Consider the following 18,708-nt stretch of genomic DNA (forward strand, 5'->3'; position numbering starts at 1 on the left):
GGGTTTAAAATAGGATTTAAAACAATGCACAAAATGACATTCAAGACACCATTAGCCATCGCCGTTGCCACTGCCAGCCTCGGACTTTGCGGTGCTGCCAATGCCGACACGACGATGGAAGAGCGCTTTGCCGAGCTAGAAGCGCGCATTGCGGCCGCCGAGCAGCGGGCTGAGGCTGCCGAGCGCCGCGCGGAGTTAGCTGAGCAGGGGCGCGGTGCTGCGCCTGCTTCAAGCGCGCCAGCAGCGGCAACTACCGATGCCGATATCGAAGAGCGCCTGGCGCGCGTTGAGCGCCAAGCCAGCGGCGAAGAAGGTTTCTCGTTTAACGTTTATGCCCGCTCTGGACTGCTAATTGGCGAAGATGGCAAAAGCGCGCCGGGTGGCCCTTACCTGACGCCAGCAGGTGGCAACGGCGGCGCAGTGGGCCGTTTGGGCAACGAAACAGACACCTACGCCGAAGCTATCCTGAACTACCGGATGCAGTTCGATAACGGTGCAAAAGCGCGCTACACCACGATGATTGCGGACGGTGTCAATACCAGTAATGACTGGACAGGAGAAGAGTCTCAGCTCAACGTCCGTCAAGTCTACGCAGAGTTCAGCGACTTGCCGAGCTTTACCGGCGCGTTTGAGAATGCCTCCATCTGGGCGGGTAAGCGCTTCGACCGGGATAACTTCGATATCCACTGGCTGGACAGCGACGTCGTGTTCCTGGCCGGTACCGGTGGCGGTATCTACGATATTCAACTGGCCGATAACTGGAAGTCCAACTTCTCGCTGTATGGTCGCAGCTTCAGCGACTATCCTGTCGTCAACCGCGAAAACCCTGGTTTAGACGGTGGAAGTAGCGATACTGATAACTTGATCCTTACCTCCAACAACTACTTCGGTAACTGGCAGGTGATGGTCAACGGCATGTCTGCCGCGGATAACGATGAACGTTCAAATGACGTTCGTTATGATGATAACGATCAGCGAATTAGTGCCGGACAAGCGGGTGCCGATACCGGTTGGCACACCATGGTGGCCTACCACGGCGACAGCTTCTTTGGCCTGGGCGAGGGTAACTTCAAGGCGGCGTTGCTGCACGGCCAAGGGCTGGGTGCGGAAGTGAAAGGGCTGGGCAGCAATGGCAACCTGACCGACGACGCCACGGCGACCCGCCTGGCGGTCTACGGTACCACCTACATTGCCCCGCAGTGGCGCATTGCTCCCGCCCTTCTGGCGGAAACCAGCGATGACCGTTTTGCTAGCGGTGACAGCTACGACTGGGCGACCCTGAACGTTCGTCTGGCGAACGAGATTAACCAGAACTTTGAAATGCAGTACGAAGCCAGCTACCAGTGGATGGATTTCGAACCACAGGGTTACGGCGGCCGCAATGCGGTGAATGGCGACTACATGAAGTTCACCATTGCACCGACCTTCAAGCCGGAAGTGGGTGGTTTCTGGAAGCGTCCTGAAATTCGTCTGTTTACCACTTATAGCGATTGGGATGAGAGCCTCAACAGCTACGGTGCCAGCTCGCTGGGTAGCGACGGCTTCACCGGCGGTGAGTTCACCTTCGGCGTACAAACCGAGGTATGGTTCTAAGAGCGAACCGCTCACTAGCAAGGCTGTTATTGATACGTTTGTTTCACCAATGCTGATTGCCCGCGATTCGTCGCGGGCTTTTTATTAGCCTAGGTTTACTAGGCTAGGTTTTGGGTAGTGAAAGGAGAGGGCCATGCCGCTGCTTCAAGAAAAGCTAAAAGCACCGCCGCTGCCACTGAGCGTCGTGGCAAGGCCGCGCCTGAACGATTTCTTCGCGTTGAACGAGCGGATACGCTTGCTGGTCGTGCAAGCGCCTTCGGGCTACGGCAAAACCACGCTGCTGGCTGAACGCCTACCCGCCCTGGAACAAGAGGCGGCCTGGCTGCGTTTGGATCAGCGCGATAACCAGCCCGAGCGCTTTTTGAGCTACTGGCAAGCGGCCATCCAGTCGCTGCTAGGCGACCATACGCCGCTGTCGCCTTTGGCCGAAGGGGCAGAGTGCGTTGAGCAAAAGTGCGTTGAGCAATTAGAGCGCTGGCTGGCCGAGCTGCCTGAACAGCGCGCAGCCTGCCGATTGGTGGTGGATGAGTTTGAACACCTTACCCACCCCGATATTTTAGCCGGGCTCGCCCACTGGCTGCGTCATCAGCCGCCCTGGCTGACCTTAACCATGGCCAGCCGCTCCCGCCCTGCGTTGGGCCTTGCCAGCCTGCGGTTACGCGGCGAGCTTGAAGAGATCGACCTTAGCGCCCTGGCCTTTGATAGCGAAGAGGCGCAAACCCTCTGCGCCGAGCAGCTCAGCTTTCCCCCTACGCGGGTAAGCCTTGAGCGGGCGCTACGCAGAAGCGGCGGCTGGGTGATGGCGCTGAATTGGCTGGTGGAGCGCACCACTACACGCGCCGGGTTCGATGCGCTGGTCGAGCGGTTAAACGGCGGGCATCCTGATTTTGTGGCTTGGTTTGATGAGCTGCTGGCCGAGGCACTGCCCCCTGAAGAGCGTGAACTCATGCTGCAGCTTGGTGTGCTGGAGCGTTTCTCCCCCGAACTCATGGCACGTTTGCTGGAGGGCGAGCGGCTCACCCAGCGGCTAGGGGCCTTTGAACAGGCGGGGCTGTTTATCGAGCGGCCCGACCCTCATGCCCAGTGGTACCGCTTTCAACGGCTATTTGGTGAGTACCTGCGCCACCGCCGCCACGAGCTAAGCTTGGCCACCCAGCGCACGCTGCACCAGCGGGCCAGCCAAGCCTGGTTGGCACTCAACGACCCAATAATGGCGCTGCGCCAAGCCATTCTGGCGGAAACGCCCGATGATGTGGCCAGCCTACTGGTTGCTCAAGGGCCTGCACTGCTAGCCAGCGGGGCCTACGCGCTGCTGGCTCAAGGCCTCGGGCTACTAGGAGAGCCGCACATCTCGACACGCCCGGAGCTGGCGCTGCTTTATGGCTGGGTATCCCACGCCCAGTTTCAGTTTGATATCACCGAGCGGGTGATTAGCTGGATCGAAGCGCAGCTTGAGGTGCCCGAGTGGCAGGTGTTGGGTGCGGAGTTTGCCACCCTGCGTGCCCAGTTAGCGATCAATCAAGGCAACGCCGAGCGTGCCGCTCCGCTCGCCGAACAGGCGCTGGCCGTGCCCGCCCGCTATTTAGCCTCCACCCCGCTGACCGCGACCGCCATCTTGAGCGAGGCGCGTTTCGTGCTGGGCTATCTGGACGAGTCGCTGCAACGGGTGCGCGAGGTGGAGCGTCTGGCACGCCAGCGAGAGGATCACCAGCTGCTGCTGTGGTCGTTCTGCCATCAGTCGGAAACGCTGGTGGCCCAGGGGCGCTTGCAAGCCGCTTACGATATTCAAGAGCGCGCTTTTGTCCACTTAGAGCGGGCAGAGCTTGAGCACCTGCCCGTGGCGGAATTTCTCTACCGGATTCGCAGCCAGGTGCTTTGGGAGTGGCACCGCCTGGATGAAGCCGAGCAGGCCGCGCTGAAAGGCATTGCCGTGCTGGATAACCAGGGCGAGCGTTGGACGCTGCAGTGCCATATTCAGCTGGCCAAAATTGCCCAGAGCCGTGGCGACCAGGCCCAGTGCGCCGACCATATCCGGCGGCTGCGTAAAATCCTCGCCGAAGGCGATTACCATATCGACTGGGTGGCCAATGCCCACGCCACGCTGCTGGCCTGGTGGCACTCCACGCAAGACCTCGACGCGGTAGAGCGCTGGCGTCAGGAAGCGCCCGCCCCCATCACCGACAGGGCCACCAACCATTTCGCCCAGTGCAACGTGCGCAACCACGCCCGGGCGCTCACGCTGCTGGGCCACGTGGATGAGGCCCGCGAGCTGTTGGAAGCGCTCGAAGTGCATACTCAAAGACTAGGGCTAGTCACCGATGCCAACCGCAACCAGCTCTGCCTCGCGGCCGCTGCGTGGTCGGCTGGCCAGGAGACGCAAGCCCGCCACCACATGCATCAAGCGCTCAGCTTGGCTTCCCGCACCGCGCTGGTAGGCAGCTTTCTGCGCCTGGGTAAACCGCTTGGGGAGCTGCTCAACGGCTTACTCGCCAGCGGCACGCTAGCGGCTTTAGAGCAGGCGAGGGCAGAGCGGCTGCTAGCGCTGGCGGGCCAACAGAAGGATTTTGGCTGCGCCCGACGCTTAATGCTGGATGAAACGGTCATCGCCGATATTGTCGCGAGGCCCGACGTGCCGGAGCTGATCCGCACGTCGCCGCTGACCCGCCGCGAATGGCAAATCCTGGGGTTGATTCACGCCGGGCTCTCCAACGAACAGATTGCCGAGCAGCTCTCGGTAGCACCGACCACCATCAAGACCCATATCCGCAGCCTTTACCAAAAGCAGAACATTCGCCGCCGAGACGAAGCCATTGCGCTGGCAGGGCAGCTCTTGGCGCATATTCAGGGGGAGTGAGGCGCCGTGTGACCACTCCTCCCCGCGCCTACGCCTAGCACTCCCTCTGGGGGAGGATTTTATCGAGCGGCGTAGCCTGCATCATGCCGACCATGGGTCATCTCTCTATTCATCGAGATACCGACGGCAATAACAAGGACAAGGATCATGATGCAGACACCTTCTACTTCTCACTACGTTGGCAGCCAAGGGGCCGACTGGTGGCGCGGCGCGGTGATTTACCAAATCTACCCGCGCAGTTTCATGGATAGTAACGGCGACGGCATTGGCGATTTGAAAGGGGTAATCGATAAGCTCGACTACATCGCCTCACTGAACGTCGATGCGATTTGGCTGTCGCCGTTTTTTACCTCGCCGATGAAAGATTTCGGCTACGACATCAGCAACTACCGCGATGTCGACCCCATGTTCGGCACGCTGGAAGACTTCGACCGCCTGGTCGAAGCGGCCCACGCGCGGGGGCTGAAAGTGACGATCGATCAGGTGATGTCCCACACCTCCGACCAGCACGCCTGGTTCGAAGAGAGCCGCCAAAGCCGCGACAACCCCAAAGCCGACTGGTACGTATGGGCCGACCCCAAACCCGACGGCGCGCCGCCCACCAACTGGCAGTCGGTATTCGGCGGCAGCGCCTGGCAGTGGGATACCCGCCGCTGCCAGTACTACCTGCACAACTTCCTGGCCAGCCAGCCGGATCTTAACTTCCGCACCCCTGCCGTGGTCGACGCCATGCTGGAAGAGGTGCGCTTCTGGTTGGAGCGCGGCGTGGATGGCTTCCGGCTGGATGCGGTGAACTTCTGCACCCACGGCGAGTTAAAAGACAATCCGCCGCGCCAGGAAATCACCGAGAGCTTCCTAGGCGTTCGCCCTGATAACCCTTACGGCTATCAGCTCCACCTTTACGACAAAACCCAGCCGGAAAATCTCGTTTTCCTGGAGCGGCTGCGGGCACTGTTGGATGAGTACCCCGGCGCCACCAGCGTCGGTGAAGTGGGGGATGACGACGCCCTCGGCGTCATGGCGGCCTACTCCCAGGGGGGGCAGCGGCTGCACATGTGCTACTCGTTCAACCTGCTGACCGACAAGGCCGACCCGACGTACCTGCACGAAACGCTGACCGAGATGGAAGCGCGGATTGGCGATGGCTGGCCCTGCTGGGCGCTGGGCAACCATGACGTCACGCGGCTGGCGACTCGCTGGCAGGCCCAGGGGCAGCTCGATAAGCTGCGCCTCTATTTGGTGTTCCTGTTCAGCCAGCGGGGCAGCGTATGCCTCTATCAGGGCGAAGAGCTGGGGCTACCCGAGGCGGAGCTGACGTTCGAGCAGCTTGTCGATCCGGCGGGCATCACCTTCTGGCCTGCCTATAAAGGCCGCGATGGCTGCCGCACCCCGCACCCCTGGCAGGCGGACGCCCGCCATGCGGGCTTTAGCAGCGCTACTCCCTGGCTGCCGGTGCCCGATTCCCACGCAAGTTTGGCGGTGGACCAGCAAGAGCAGGATGCTGATTCGCTGCTCAATGCCTACCGCGCGTTTTTAGCCTTCCGCCGCACCCAGCCCGCGCTGGTCAAAGGCGACGTGCGCTATCACCCGGTACGCGACGAGGTGCTTTGCTTAGAGCGCACCTATCAGCAAACGCGCTTGTTGGTAGCACTCAACTTTAGCGATCAAACCGTGACCCGCCCGGCTCCCGAGGGTGCTGAAGCGCTGGGGGATGCGCCTAAGTGGCTAAACGGCGAGTGGCAGGCAGGTACGCTGACACTGCCGCCGTTTGGGGTGGCGATTGCCCGCTGCCCGCAAACCCAGGAGGATGCGCCATGGGACGTTTAACCCTCAGCGGTATCGGTAAATCCTTCGATGGTGTCGAAATCTCACGGGATATCGACCTCACCATCGAAGACGGCGAGTTCGTCGTTTTCGTGGGCCCCTCCGGCTGCGGTAAATCCACGCTGCTACGCATGATTGCAGGCTTGGAAGACATTACCGCAGGAGATATGCAGCTCGATGGCCAGCGGATCAACGAGATTCCGCCCCAGGAGCGGGACATTGGCATGGTGTTCCAATCCTACGCGCTCTACCCGCATATGAGCGTGGCCGAGAACATGGCGTTTGGCTTGAAGCTGGCACGCACCGACAAAGCAGAAATTCGCCGCCGCGTGGAGCACGCCGCCGAGATGCTGCACCTCACCGAGCTTCTGGAGCGCAAGCCCAAAGACCTCTCCGGCGGCCAGCGCCAGCGGGTCGCCATTGGCCGCACCCTGGTCAAAGAGCCTGCAGTGTTCCTATTCGACGAGCCGCTTTCCAATTTGGATGCCGCACTGCGAGTCGATATGCGGGTACAGATCGCCGCGCTGCACAAACGCTTAAACGCCACCATGATCTACGTCACCCACGATCAGGTGGAGGCGATGACCCTGGCGGATCGTATCGTGCTGCTCTCCAAGGGGCGTATTGCCCAGGTAGGCGCGCCGCTGTCGCTGTATCACTTTCCCAATACCCTTGAGGTGGCGGAGTTTATCGGCTCGCCGCGTATCAATACGCTGCCGGTGACGGTGGTCGACCCCGGCGAGCGCCAAACCGTGGTGCGCCTGCACAGCGGTGAAACGCTGGCGGTGGCGGTAAACGGTCAGCAGCTTCAGGCCGGTGAACATGCCACGCTGGGGCTGCGGGCCGAAGACTTCGTGCCGGCGGAGCAAGCGGATGCAACGCTGAGCGCGACCCTGATGGTGGCCGAAAAGCTGGGCTATGAAACTCTGGCCCACTGGCAGGTAGAGGGCATTGAAGCGCCTTTAACCCAACGCCTGGATGGTTTAACCCGGCTTGAAGAAGGGCAAGCGTCACATCTGGGGTTGGCAGGGCAGCGCTGCCATCTGTTTGACTCCAACGGCAACGCCTGCCCTCGCCAAGTCACGGTGGACGGGGTAAGCCGATAATTTTTTAAATAATTAATTTTTTTTTAAAAAGAGTGCATCCAATCGGTCTCCTTGTGTGTATCCCCTATACAGCCGCTATTTAAAGCGGTTGATACAAAACCCAAGGAGACTGAAATGACCATCCAGCATACTCTCGCCGCTATCTTGATTGCATCCTTCAGTCACGTCGCGCTGGCTGACATGACGCCCGCCGACGTCAAAGTACCGGACGGCAACACCGTCGCTCTCGAATGCTGATTCGCCCAGCGATTCGCCTTCACCGCTATGTCTATTTCAAGCAGTTGCCGGACACCGACCAGGACGCGTAGACATACAGCCCCATCTCAACGCAGTTGGCTATCCTTACTGCCCCGACGATTGTAGCCATTATAAGCCGACTGCTTTTTGTCCAATTCACCTTGACACACCACACAGAGTCGAACGCCAGGAATAGCCTTGCGGCGTGCTTCGGGAATGGGGTCGCCACACTCCTCACAAAACTCAAGACTTTCGCCGCGGGGTAATTGGCTACGCGCACGCTGCACCGCATCCTCCAGCGTGCTCTCCATCTGCTCGTGTTCAGCGCCATCTTTCGCCCATCCACCCGCCATAATCGCGCTCCTCGCTTCAGCCATGAACAATCTTTCAACATAGCAGTAACGAGAAGAACGCACCATCAGTCCAAAAACCTAACTCCTTGGGCCGCCAATGGGCTTCTTAGCATGAACGATCACGGCAGTAGTTACGACTGTAGTGCTAAAGATTACCTAACCCATAAAAAAACCGGCGCTGATGAGCGCCGGTCATGAGCAACATGCTCAAGCGAGAAAACCCTCGAGCGGTGGGCGGCCTAGCCCTTGACGCCTCCGGCGGTCAAACCGCCAATAATCCAGCGTTGGCAGATCAAAAACGCCACAGTAATCGGTAGGCCGGAGAGAACAGCAGCGGCGGCGAAGTTACCCCAGCGCTGGTTGTGGTCGGCTAGGTACTGCTGGGCACCCACGGCGAGCGTCAGCTTGTGCTCGTCGACCAACAGTACCGAGGCCATGGGGTACTCCATAATGCTCATCACAAACGCCAGAATGAACACCACCATCAAGATTGGGATAGAGAGCGGCAGCAGAATGTAGCGAAACGCTTGCCAAGTGCTGGCGCCATCCACCATGGCAGCTTCCTCAAGCGAGCCATCGATGGATTCGAAATAACCTTTGATCGTCCAGATATGCAGCGCTACCGCACCCAGCGAAGCCACAATCAGCGCGCCGTGCGTATTGATGCCTAGCCAACCGACGAACTGCCCCAGCCGGTCAAAGAGGGCATACAGTGCCACCAGCGAGAGCACCGCTGGGAACATCTGAAAAATCAGCATACCTTTGAGCAGCGGCGCTTTGCCCTTGAAGTGCATGCGGGCAAACGCGTAGGCGCTGGTGGTAGCGAGCATGAGAATCAGCACCGACGACACCACCGCCACCTTGATGGAGTTCCACAGCCACAGCAGTACCGGGAAGGGCGGCTGCACGACGGTGCCGTCGGCGCGCTCCCAAGGGATACCCAGCGCCAGTGACCAGTGCTCCAACGAGACGTTCTCGGGGATCAGGCTGCCGCTGGCAAAGTTGCCCTCTCGAAACGAGATCGAGATCACCAGCAGCAGCGGAAACACGATCAGCGAGACGAAACAGATCAGTGCCAGATGTGCCCCCAGGCGGCGAACGCCCACGGAGCGTGGTTGAACCATCGCCATCAGTAACCTCCTAGACCTTCACTTTGGAAAGGCGCAAATTGAGCAACGACATACCGGCCACCAGCAGGAAAATCAGCGTGGCAATGGCGGCCGCCAGGCCGAAGTTCTGTCCGGCATCCTGGAAGGCAATGCGGTAGGTGTAGCTCACCAGCAGGTCGGTGGTGCCCGCCGGGGTGCTGGCCCCCAGAATGTCCGGGTTGCCACCCGTGAGCAGCGCAATCAGCACGAAATTGTTGAAGTTGAACGCAAAAGCGGCAATCAGCAGCGGCGTGAGCGGCTTGATGATCAGCGGCAGGGTGATTTTGAACAGGTTGGTGAGCGGGCCACCGCCGTCTACCGCCGAGGCTTCGTATAAATCCTGGGGAATGGCCTGAATCAAGCCCATGCAGAGCAGTAGCATGTAGGGGTAGCCTAACCAGGTGTTCACGATCAGCAGCATGCTGCGTGCCATCCACGGGTCGGTAAACCACTCGGGGCGCACCCCAAACAAGGCGTCCAGAATCATGTTCACTTCGCCAAAGTGCTGGTTGAACATGCCTTTGAAAATCAGAATCGAGATAAACGCTGGCACCGCATAGGGCAGAATCAGCAGCGTACGGTAAATGGCCTTGCCTTTGAGTTGATCCCACTGCAGCAGTGACGCCAGTACGAAACCGACAGCCAGGGTAAACACCACGGTGAGGGCGGCAAATACGAAGGTCCACACAAAAATCTGCATGAACGGGCCGCGAATGTCTGGGTCGGTGAAGATTTGCGTGTAGTTCGAGAAGCCCACGTTGACCGGCCAGCCCGGGGTGATGCGCTGGCCATCGTCGGCGACGAAAAAGCCGATGGTGTGGTCCGGTGTCAGCACTCGGTCGTCTCGGCGGTCGTATAGCGTGCCATCCTCGCGGGCTTCGTAGCGGTTCACTATCGGAGCAAACTGGCGCAAGCCCGCCATACGCAGTTCGCTGCCGTCTGGAGTGACCAGCCGCAAGCCTTGCAGGGCATCCCGTGCTTGAATAATGGCCCGCATGCCCAGCGCTTCCTGTGCAGGTGGGGCATCGGTGGCCTGAACGCCAATCTGGCGGTTTTCCTGATTGGCCAAATTGAGTGGAGAAGACACGAACCGCTGGCCCTGAGGGCTCTCTAAATAGAGCCGTACCAAATCACCTTCGGGGTAGAGCGCTAGGTCAAAGGCGTTACCCTCCGCTTGATAGGTTTGGCTCATGAGCTGGTCGCGCACCCGCTCTTCTGAGAGCAGGTTGGTGGAGCTGTAGTTGCTGAAGCTGATCCCGAAGGTGTAGATCAGTGGAAAAATGACGAACACCCCCAGCCCTGCCACGGCTGGGAAAATATAGCGGTGGCTCATCAGCGAACGCTTGGTGAAGACCACGCCCAGCGAGCCGCCGAGAAGCAGAAACAGCAGTGCGAACATCCACTGGCCGTTCAAATGAAAGGCCAAGACTAACCAAAGTAGCGCAATCACCAAAACAGCAATCACGCCACGCATGGCCCAGCGTGTGTAGCGTTCAGTAAGATGGCGAGAGCGATGGCGGGGAAGGCCACGAGACGCGTTGGTGGTATACATGATGGCTTCCTGAAAGCTGCCCAGCGGCTAGTGCCGCTGGGCAGATGAGCAAAAAAGAGAGGCTACTGACGCATGCGCCGTGCAGCGGCATCCAGCGCTTCTTGAGGGGCTTGGCGCCCGCTGCCGATGTTTTGCAGCGCTGGCTCCATGGCGGCCCAGAACGCACCCATTTCAGGAATGTTGGGCATCGGCATGCCCACTTCGGCGTTTTTCAGCGTAGCGGCAATGTTGGGGTTATCCGCCAGCTCCGCCTGATAGTTGATATGGGCAACCGCTCCCAGCGAACCATCGCTGTTGAAGGTGCGCATACCCTCTTCGCTGAGCAGGTAGTTCTCTAAAAACTCCACCGCCAGGAAGTCGTTGGGCGTGGCGGAGTTGATCATCGCGGCCGTCACGCCAAACATCGGTCGGGCGCGCTCGTCGCCTACCCGGGGCAGCAGCGCCACGCCATAATCGATGCCGCTGCGCTCCAGGTTGGGCCACGCCCAGGGGCCGCTGATCATGGTGGCGACTTCGCCCCGGTTGAAGCGAGTATCCATCAGGTTGTAGTCGGTGCCCCGGGGCACCACGCCGCTATCGATCAGCTCCACCAGCAGCTCGGCCCCCTGTAGGGCACCGGCATTGTTGACCCCGATGTCGCTGACATCATAGCCGCTATCGGTTTGCTTGAACGGGTAACCGCCGTTGGCGGCCAGCAGGGTCCAGCCATAATAGGGCTCGCTGTAGTCGAACAGGATGGCCTTTTTACCCTCGGGGGCCAGGGTGGCGTCCAGTTCGATCAGTTCCGCGAAGCTGTCGGGCGGGGTATCCACTAACGCCTTGTTATAAATCAGCCCAAGGGATTCCACGGAAATCGGGTAGGCATAGGTATCGCCGTTCCACAGCGCGGCTTCCCAGGTGAAGTCGTAGAACGCTTCACGGAAGCTGTCGCTGGGTGCAATCGGTTTGAGCAGGCCGCTCTGTGCCCATTCACCCATGCGGTCGTGGGCCCAAATCACGATATCCGGCCCTTGGCCGCTGCCTGCCGCCTGCTGGAAGCGGTCGGTCAGGTTGTCCGGAAACACGACTTCCACTTCGATGCCGGTCTCTTCTAAGAACTGGTCGGCGACCGCGCGGATGCCTTCCTGGCCTTTATTGTCGCCCATCCAGATGGTTAAACGGTCATCCTCAAAGGCGAAGGCGGGGAGTGTGGCGGTGGCTGCTAGCGTAGCGGCGAGCAGCGGCGTGAAAAATGGACGAACCATTGCCATGATGTGCATACCTCGTTGTGACGTTGTTGTTGTCGGGCACGTTCGTTGTTAGACGTGCTTTGTTCACTGCCAGCGTCTCTAATTCAGCGCAAGGCCACCTCCTCCTTGGGGAGAGGAGGGGTGGCGTATCCAAGGGGCGTAGAGTAAAGGTAGAAGCGTAGGCGGTCAGGGCGCCACATCGTCGTTGTAAAAACCACCGGAAAGGGCAGCAGGCGACAATATTTTGTAGTAAAATTACACGAATTATTGCGTATAGCGCCTCATATAAGATAGATTTTAGGTAATCTAACTACATTAGATGGCCTAATTATAAATAGGAGTTGAGATGAGCCAGTCACATGCCCCGCTGGGCGATCCGAATCACGCTATTGATTTAGCGCTTTTTGGGGCGCTAGGCGACCTTGCCATGCGCAAGCTGTTTCCTGCGCTGTATCATCTTGACCGCGAAGGCTTAATGCCCGAAAGCACGCGGATCATGGGGCTGGCGCGTCAGGAGCACGACACTGCCGCGTTCCGTCAGCTGGTCAAGGGCGCGCTGCAGAAGCGCCTGAAAAAAGAGGAGCAGGACAAGGCAAGCCTTGAACGCTTCCTGAACCGCTTAGAGTATCTCAAGCTCGACTTTGCCACCGCAGAGGGCTACGACGCCATTCGCCAGTGGCGCGAAGGCAGCAAGCGCCCAATGGTGGTCTACCTCTCCGTTGCCGCGCGTATTTATGGCGACATTTGCCGCAATCTCCAGGCCAGCAATAGCCTGGATGACGATACCCGTGTGGTAGTGGAAAAGCCGATTGGTTATGACTTGGCCTCTTCAGAAGAGATCAATGACGCCATCGGTGCCGTGTTCCCTGAATCACGCATTTACCGCATTGACCACTACCTGGGTAAAGAGACGGTTCAAAACCTGATCGCCCTGCGCTTTGCCAATCCGCTGTTCGGCACCCAGTGGAACCAGAACCATATCTCCCACGTCGAGATTACCGTCGCTGAAAAAGTGGGTATTGAAGGCCGCTGGGGCTACTTTGATGATGCGGGCCAGCTGCGGGATATGGTGCAGAACCACCTGCTGCAACTGCTGTGCTTGATCGCCATGGACCCGCCCTCCAACCTGGATGCCGATGCCATCCGCGATGAGAAGGTAAAAGTGCTCAAGGCGCTGAAGCCGTTTACCGGCGAAGCGCTGGGCCGCGACGTGGTGCGTGGCCAGTACATTGCCGGTACCAGCGATGGCCAGGCCGTGCCGGGCTACCTGGAAGAAGAGGGCGCCAACACCCAGAGCCAGACCGAAACCTTCGTGGCCATGAAGACCGAAGTGTCCAACTGGCGCTGGGCTGGCGTGCCGTTCTATCTGCGTACCGGTAAACGGATGCCGGAGAAACTGTCGCAAATCGTCATTCATTTCCGTCAGCAACCGCACTACATCTTTGATCCGGACCAGCGCGGCATCGCCTCCAACAAGCTGATCATTCGCCTGCAGCCGGAAGAGGGCATTGCCCTTCAGGTACTCACCAAGGATAGCGGCCTGGATAAAGGCATGCGCCTGCGCCCCGGTCCGCTGCACCTGGATTTCAACAGCGCCTTCCCGAAATCGCGTATTCCCGATGCCTACGAGCGTCTGCTGCTAGAAGTCATGAAAGGCCAGCAGTACCTGTTTGTGCGCCGGGATGAAGTGGAGCACGCGTGGCGCTGGTGCGACCAGCTCATCAGCGGCTGGAAAGCACGCAAAACCCCGCCGCGCCGCTACCCGGCAGGCTCTTGGGGGCCGGTCGCCTCTATTGCCATGATTACCCAGGATGGCCGCAGCTGGTACGAGGATTATTAACATGAGCGAAGCACGTCAAGCGCTAGCCGAGCAGCTAGCGGAAGCCGTCTATCAGGCGCTAGCCGATGACCTTGTCAACCAATCACGTGCGCTGCTGGTGGTCTCCGGTGGCTCAACGCCCGTGCCGTTTTTCAAGGCGCTGGCGCAAAAGCCGCTGGAGTGGGCGCGGGTGGACATCACCCTGGCCGACGAGCGCTGGGTAGATGAGCAAAGCAGCGACAGCAACGCCAAGCTGGTGCGCGAGAACCTGCTGCAGGGCCCGGCGGCGGCGGCTAACTTCGTGCCGCTCACCTCGGACGCTGGCACCCCGGAAGAGGGCGTGGCAGCGGTGGCAGAAGCGACGGCAGGACTTGCCTGGCCCGCGAGCGTCGTCATTTTAGGCATGGGCGGCGATGGCCACACGGCTTCGCTGTTCCCCGATAGCCAAGAGCTGGGCCTAGCGCTTTCTACCGATGAGCCGCTAGTGGCCGTGCGCACCCCCAGCCAGCCGCAGCCACGTATTACCTTCTCGGCGGACCGCCTGCATCAGGCGAAGCGCCACATTCTACATATTACCGGCGACGATAAGCGTGCCGTATTGGCCAACGCCATGGGTGGCGACGACGTTCGTACATTGCCCATCCGCGCTTTCTTATCTTGCCCGCTGGCGATCTATTGGGCGCCCTAATAAACCGCCTTCGCCAATAACAAATTGCTTGGAGACTCACTGATGACCATCGATAAACAGTTACCCTCAACGCGCACCGCCGAGCTAGACAGCATTTGCCTAAAAGCCGAAGTGATCCCGGTGATCACCATCGAGCGCCTGGAAGACGCCGTGCCGCTGGGCCGAGCTCTGGTCGAAGGCGGCCTGAGCGTGCTGGAAATTACCTTGCGTACCGACTGCGCCCTGGAAGCCATCAAGCGCATGAAAGAAGCGCTGCCGGGTGCCAGTATTGGCGTGGGTACCGTGCTAACACCCGCGCAATATCGCCAAGCCGAGCAAGTCGGCGCTGATTTCGTCGTTACGCCAGGTGCCACCGAGGCGCTTTACCGCTACGGCGTAGAGAGCACGGTGCCCATGCTGCCGGGCGTGTCTACCATCTCTGAGCTGATGACCGGCTGGCAGTACGGTTACCGCCGCTTTAAGTTCTTCCCCGCGGAATCCAGCGGCGGTGCCAAAGCGATCAAAGCGTTTGGCGCACCCATTCCTGAAGCGCGTTTTTGCCCCACTGGCGGCATCACCGTGGATAACGCGGACTCCTACCTCTCACTGCCCAACGTGATGTGTGTTGGCGGCTCCTGGCTGACGCCGAAAGCAATGGTCGATGCCGAAGATTGGGACGGCATTCGCGAACTGGCCCGCCAAGCAGCGGAGCGTTTCCACCACTAAACGGTTCCACCACTTATGTAAAACACCGTACCGAGCACTCTCGTCACTTGCCTCACTGATGTCGGGTCGTGTGAGCAAGACGTTTGCCCGAGCATGTCGCCATGCTCGGGCTTTTTTACGTCTACACCTAAAGGGGGTACTTCCGTTAGTTAATGGTCGTGATACGCTAACTTAAACGATTAAGTTGACCGATTAACTCAAGGTTTTAAGCATGACGTTAGCGGATTTTGAGCCCCAGCGCCCGGTGGTGCACTTCGCGCCGCCGATGGGGTGGATGAACGACCCCAATGGGCTGGTATTTTTTGAAGGCGAGTACCATCTGTTTTATCAATTCCACCCGTTCAGCACTGTCTGGGGGCCAATGCACTGGGGGCATGCGGTCAGCCGTGACCTGTGCCACTGGCAGCATTTACCCATTGCGCTGGCACCGAACGAAGAGGGCGCCTGCTTTTCGGGTAGCGCCGTGGTAGATGAGCACGATGTCACGGGGCTGTTTGACGGCCAGCCGGGGCTGCTGGCGTTTTACACCTGCCACCGGGTGCTCTCGGATGACCCGGAAGATTACCAGCAGTCTCAGTGCTTGTCGTATAGCCGCGATAAGGGCCGTACTTGGCAGCGCTATGAACGTAACCCCATTCTGCCGCCGCCAGGATTTAAAGACTTCCGCGACCCTAAAGTGGTTTGGCATAGCCCTAGCCAGCGCTGGGTGATGGCGCTGGCCTGTGGGCAGGAGATGCACTTCTATACCTCCCACAACCTGTTGGCGTGGCAGTTTGCCAGCGCCTTTGGCAAAGGCGAGGGCGCGCATACTCAGCACCCCTGGGAGTGTCCGGACCTGTTCGAGCTGCCGGTGGAGGGCGCTGGGCCGGATGAGCCCGCCACCCGCTGGGTGCTGGTGGTGGGGATTGGCGCCACGCCGGATAACCCGTTTGGCTCGTTGACCCAGTACTTCATCGGCGCGTTCGATGGCGAGCGTTTCACCAATGACAACGCTGCCGACGTCGTGCTGATGATGGACGAAGGGCGGGATTTCTACGCGGTGCAGAGCTGGTCGAATACCCCCGGGCGGCAGCTTGCGCTGGCGTGGTTGAACAACTGGCAGTACGCCAACCATGCCCCCGAAACGGGCTGGCGGGGCACCATGAGCTTGCCGCGAGAGCTGACGCTGCGTGCGACTTGTCGTGGGGTGCGGTTACGACAGCGCTTTGCTCGCGAAGCAGCTCAAGCGCTCAGCGCCCCAAGCCACATATCGCCTCGTTCGCTTCAAACGGCAGGGGAGCACTGCATTGCTTTGCCAGAGGGCGCGGCGGTTTACGGCCAGCTGACGCTGGTGCTTAAAGCAGGCACAAGGCTGGCGCTGTCGCTGCAGCAGGGCTATCAGCAGCGGCTATGGCTGACCGCAGGTGAATCAACAACGTCGCTACACTATGAGCGTCAAGGGAGTAACGGTCAGGCCGCCTTTGATGAGCACTTTGCCTGCGACCACGCGGCGGGCAGCGTCGATGGGTTAACGGTGACGGTAACGTGGTGGTGCGATCACGGCACGCTGGAAATGTTGGTCGACGGGGCCACTGAACAGCGCAGCATCACTCAGGTTAGCTTTGTCGATCATCGCCGTCAGCCGGTGACGTTGGAAGTCGTCAGCGGGCGGGTGGAGGTGGCAGAAGGGGGCATCCAAAGCGCCGTCGAGTAGCGGCCTCGACGACGCTCAGTGCTAGCCTGCCGAGCTGCGCAGGGCTTCAATATCGGTGTGGGTGGGCAGCGCGGCATACGCGCCGGGGCGGGTGACCGCGTGGGCGCCGCAGCGGCAGGCAATGTCCACTGCGCGGGTGAGAAACGCGCTGTCCTGATGCCAGTTCTCACTGATGCCGTAGCGGGAAAGCTCGGCCAGTAAGCCGCCAATAAAGGCATCGCCACCGGCGGTGGTGTCGACGGCCGTCACGCTGGGTGGCGTCACGGTTTGGTCGATACCGACGCCTTTGAGTGCGACATCGTTGGGTCCATCGGTGACCACGACCACTTTGACACCTGCGGCCATGCGCTCGGCTAACCACGCCTCTGGTGGATGGTCGCCACGCAGGTAGTCCAGCTCTTCCTGCGAGACCTTCACCAGCTCGGCGCTATCGATCAGCTCGGTGACCCGCCAAACATCCGCCGAGCCGTCCGCCCACAGGTTATGGCGCAGGTTGGCATCCACGCTTACCAGGCAGCCTGCGCGCTTGGCCATGGCGGCAATCGCGAGAGTGGTCTCGGCAATTTCGGGGTCGGTCAGGCTGTTGCTGCACAGGTGAACGATGGCGGGCTGCTCGAACACGCCGTGGGGCAGATGCTCCAGGCGGTAGAGCAGGTCGGCGGCCGGTGGGCGGTAGAAATCGAAAGTGCGCTCGCCGCTGCTGTCGCGGGAGACAAACGCCAGCGCCGTGCGGGCTTCTTTGGTAAGCACGACGCCCTGGGTATCCACGCCGTGGCTTTTCAGCTCACGAATTAGAAAGTGCCCAAAGGTATCGTCACCCACCATGCCCAAAAACTGGCTGGGCACGTTCAACCGCGCACAGGCCACCGCCACGTTGGCGGGCGCGCCGCCGGCGTAGGGGGTAAAGGTTTCCTGCCCTGTGTTATCGCCTAACCGGCTAGAGAGCATATCAATCAAGGCTTCACCGAAAGCAATCACCGGCGTCATAGATCGTTCCTTGTCATTATTGGCATCAATGTTGAGTGGGCGTACTAAGCGACGCAGTGGCCGCGGGCGGCCTCCAGCAGTTCGTACCAGGCTTCTCTGGGCAGCGTTTCCGGGCCGTTCAGCATATCGGCAATACGCTCCGGTTTCACGCTGCCCACCACCGGTGCTGGGCGGCCAGGCAGGGTGCGCAGCCAGGCCAGCGCCAGCGCGCCGGGTGTGCTGTTAAGCTCGCCTGCCAAACGGTTCAATACGCGGCTTACTTCACCCTGCATCAGTTGGCCGCCCGCCAGCGGCGACCACGCCATGGGTGCCTGGCCATCGGCGTTCAGGTCGTCGAAGCTGCCGTCGAACAGCGGCGCGCTATGGGCAATGGAAAGTTCGATCTGGTTGGCCCGAAGCGGCTGGTGCATATGGCGTTGCAGCCTGCGCCACTGGCTGGGCAGGTGGTTGGAAATGCCCGCTGCGCCAATCTTGCCCGCGTCGATGGCATCGTCCAGTGCACGGCCGGTGGCCTCGGCATCCATCAGCAGGTCCGGGCGATGAATCAGAAAATGATCGAGGCGCTCGACGCCCAAGCGGCTCAAGGCATCGTCGATGGCCCGGCCGAGATATGCCGGGCTGGCATTGTAGTGCTTTACCTTGCCGGAGCCCGCGGCCGGGTTGTCGTTGGCAATGCTGGCTTTGGTGACCACGTGGAGCCGCTTGGCCAGGGCCGGGCGGGCACGCAGCGCCTGGCCGAACAGCGTTTCGCAAGCTCCGCTGCCGTAGATATCGGCATGGTCGAACCAGTGCAGGCCTTGTTCCAGGCGGGCTTCGATCCAGTCGGCCAAATGGCTCGCCTGGTGCATCTCTTGCGCTTCATGCAGGCGCATCATGCCAAGTACGAACGGCACGTCAAAGGTCACAGCAGCCATGGCGTA

Annotated in this window: 15 protein-coding genes; 9 read left to right on the top strand and 6 right to left on the bottom strand. The window is 60.2% G+C overall.

Going from position 1 to position 18,708, the window contains the following annotated elements; all coding sequences use genetic code 11:
- Positions 1 to 24: 24 nt before the first annotated feature.
- The 5 genes from RVM27_RS15885 (at position 25) to RVM27_RS15905 (ending at position 7,614) form a co-directional block, all read left to right on the top strand.
- Positions 25 to 1,593 carry a carbohydrate porin gene (locus RVM27_RS15885; protein ID WP_498956966.1) on the top strand — a complete coding sequence of 523 codons (1,569 nt, stop codon included), beginning with the start codon at positions 25 to 27 and terminating at the stop codon, positions 1,591 to 1,593.
- 133 nt (positions 1,594 to 1,726) lie between these two features.
- Complete coding sequence (gene malT / locus RVM27_RS15890; protein WP_498956967.1) at positions 1,727 to 4,447, top strand: MalT transcriptional regulator family protein; 2,721 nt, start codon at positions 1,727 to 1,729, stop codon at positions 4,445 to 4,447.
- A 147-nt stretch (positions 4,448 to 4,594) separates the two neighbouring features.
- Entirely contained in the window at positions 4,595 to 6,274 is a 1,680-nt protein-coding gene (locus tag RVM27_RS15895; RefSeq protein WP_498956968.1) for an alpha-amylase family glycosyl hydrolase, read from the top strand.
- Complete coding sequence (gene ugpC / locus RVM27_RS15900; protein ID WP_498956969.1) at positions 6,262 to 7,377, top strand: sn-glycerol-3-phosphate ABC transporter ATP-binding protein UgpC; 1,116 nt, start codon at positions 6,262 to 6,264, stop codon at positions 7,375 to 7,377. Before RVM27_RS15895 ends, ugpC begins: the two co-directional genes overlap by 13 nt.
- Before the next feature lie 114 nt (positions 7,378 to 7,491).
- Positions 7,492 to 7,614, top strand: a complete 123-nt coding sequence (locus tag RVM27_RS15905) for a hypothetical protein (RefSeq protein ID WP_269473455.1) — start codon at positions 7,492 to 7,494, stop codon at positions 7,612 to 7,614.
- Positions 7,615 to 7,700: 86 nt separating this feature from the next.
- Here the strand turns inward: RVM27_RS15905 and RVM27_RS15910 are convergent, their stop codons facing one another.
- The 4 genes from RVM27_RS15910 to malE form a co-directional block, all read right to left on the bottom strand.
- Complete coding sequence (locus RVM27_RS15910) at positions 7,701 to 7,967, bottom strand: TraR/DksA family transcriptional regulator (protein WP_498957788.1); 267 nt, start codon at positions 7,965 to 7,967, stop codon at positions 7,701 to 7,703.
- 239 nt (positions 7,968 to 8,206) lie between these two features.
- On the bottom strand, positions 8,207 to 9,097 hold the full coding sequence (malG, locus tag RVM27_RS15915; protein ID WP_498956970.1) for a maltose ABC transporter permease MalG: 891 nt from the start codon (positions 9,095 to 9,097) through the stop codon (positions 8,207 to 8,209).
- 10 nt (positions 9,098 to 9,107) lie between these two features.
- Entirely contained in the window at positions 9,108 to 10,667 is a 1,560-nt protein-coding gene (malF, locus tag RVM27_RS15920; RefSeq protein ID WP_498956971.1) for a sugar transporter permease, read from the bottom strand.
- A 62-nt stretch (positions 10,668 to 10,729) separates the two neighbouring features.
- On the bottom strand, positions 10,730 to 11,917 hold the full coding sequence (gene malE / locus RVM27_RS15925) for a type 2 periplasmic-binding domain-containing protein (protein WP_498956972.1): 1,188 nt from the start codon (positions 11,915 to 11,917) through the stop codon (positions 10,730 to 10,732).
- A 325-nt stretch (positions 11,918 to 12,242) separates the two neighbouring features.
- On the opposite strand from malE, the gene zwf reads away from it, so the two are divergent.
- The 4 genes from zwf (at position 12,243) to RVM27_RS15945 (ending at position 16,801) form a co-directional block, all read left to right on the top strand.
- Positions 12,243 to 13,736: a glucose-6-phosphate dehydrogenase gene (gene zwf / locus RVM27_RS15930; protein WP_498956973.1), complete on the top strand. Its 1,494-nt coding sequence runs from the start codon at positions 12,243 to 12,245 to the stop codon at positions 13,734 to 13,736.
- A gap of 1 nt (position 13,737) precedes the next feature.
- The gene (gene pgl, locus RVM27_RS15935) at positions 13,738 to 14,403 is read left to right on the top strand and encodes a 6-phosphogluconolactonase (RefSeq protein ID WP_348665319.1); all 666 of its coding nucleotides are present in this window, start codon (positions 13,738 to 13,740) and stop codon (positions 14,401 to 14,403) included.
- 42 nt (positions 14,404 to 14,445) lie between these two features.
- Positions 14,446 to 15,108, top strand: coding sequence for a bifunctional 4-hydroxy-2-oxoglutarate aldolase/2-dehydro-3-deoxy-phosphogluconate aldolase (locus tag RVM27_RS15940; protein ID WP_498956974.1), 663 nt, complete (start codon positions 14,446 to 14,448; stop codon positions 15,106 to 15,108).
- A 211-nt stretch (positions 15,109 to 15,319) separates the two neighbouring features.
- The gene (locus tag RVM27_RS15945) at positions 15,320 to 16,801 is read left to right on the top strand and encodes a glycoside hydrolase family 32 protein (RefSeq protein WP_498956975.1); all 1,482 of its coding nucleotides are present in this window, start codon (positions 15,320 to 15,322) and stop codon (positions 16,799 to 16,801) included.
- A 21-nt stretch (positions 16,802 to 16,822) separates the two neighbouring features.
- Here the strand turns inward: RVM27_RS15945 and RVM27_RS15950 are convergent, their stop codons facing one another.
- The gene (locus tag RVM27_RS15950; protein ID WP_498956976.1) at positions 16,823 to 17,788 is read right to left on the bottom strand and encodes a carbohydrate kinase family protein; all 966 of its coding nucleotides are present in this window, start codon (positions 17,786 to 17,788) and stop codon (positions 16,823 to 16,825) included.
- Between the two features lie 44 nt (positions 17,789 to 17,832).
- Positions 17,833 to 18,702: an aldo/keto reductase gene (locus RVM27_RS15955; RefSeq protein ID WP_498941608.1), complete on the bottom strand. Its 870-nt coding sequence runs from the start codon at positions 18,700 to 18,702 to the stop codon at positions 17,833 to 17,835.
- Between the last annotated feature and the right edge of the window lie 6 nt (positions 18,703 to 18,708).

The organism is Halomonas sp. KM007, from assembly GCF_050709225.1.
Lineage (GTDB): Bacteria > Pseudomonadota > Gammaproteobacteria > Pseudomonadales > Halomonadaceae > Vreelandella > Vreelandella hamiltonii.

Coding starts and splice junctions, on each gene's coding strand:
- malE (WP_498956972.1), bottom strand. CDS start 11,917: ATGGCAATGGTTCGTCCATTTTTCACGCCGCTGCTCGCCGCTACGCTA.
- malF (WP_498956971.1), bottom strand. CDS start 10,667: ATGTATACCACCAACGCGTCTCGTGGCCTTCCCCGCCATCGCTCTCGC.
- RVM27_RS15905 (WP_269473455.1), top strand. CDS start 7,492: ATGACCATCCAGCATACTCTCGCCGCTATCTTGATTGCATCCTTCAGT.
- RVM27_RS15885 (WP_498956966.1), top strand. CDS start 25: ATGCACAAAATGACATTCAAGACACCATTAGCCATCGCCGTTGCCACT.
- malT (WP_498956967.1), top strand. CDS start 1,727: ATGCCGCTGCTTCAAGAAAAGCTAAAAGCACCGCCGCTGCCACTGAGC.
- RVM27_RS15895 (WP_498956968.1), top strand. CDS start 4,595: ATGATGCAGACACCTTCTACTTCTCACTACGTTGGCAGCCAAGGGGCC.
- zwf (WP_498956973.1), top strand. CDS start 12,243: ATGAGCCAGTCACATGCCCCGCTGGGCGATCCGAATCACGCTATTGAT.
- RVM27_RS15940 (WP_498956974.1), top strand. CDS start 14,446: ATGACCATCGATAAACAGTTACCCTCAACGCGCACCGCCGAGCTAGAC.
- RVM27_RS15955 (WP_498941608.1), bottom strand. CDS start 18,702: ATGGCTGCTGTGACCTTTGACGTGCCGTTCGTACTTGGCATGATGCGC.
- pgl (WP_348665319.1), top strand. CDS start 13,738: ATGAGCGAAGCACGTCAAGCGCTAGCCGAGCAGCTAGCGGAAGCCGTC.
- ugpC (WP_498956969.1), top strand. CDS start 6,262: ATGGGACGTTTAACCCTCAGCGGTATCGGTAAATCCTTCGATGGTGTC.
- RVM27_RS15910 (WP_498957788.1), bottom strand. CDS start 7,967: ATGGCGGGTGGATGGGCGAAAGATGGCGCTGAACACGAGCAGATGGAG.
- malG (WP_498956970.1), bottom strand. CDS start 9,097: ATGGCGATGGTTCAACCACGCTCCGTGGGCGTTCGCCGCCTGGGGGCA.
- RVM27_RS15950 (WP_498956976.1), bottom strand. CDS start 17,788: ATGACGCCGGTGATTGCTTTCGGTGAAGCCTTGATTGATATGCTCTCT.
- RVM27_RS15945 (WP_498956975.1), top strand. CDS start 15,320: ATGACGTTAGCGGATTTTGAGCCCCAGCGCCCGGTGGTGCACTTCGCG.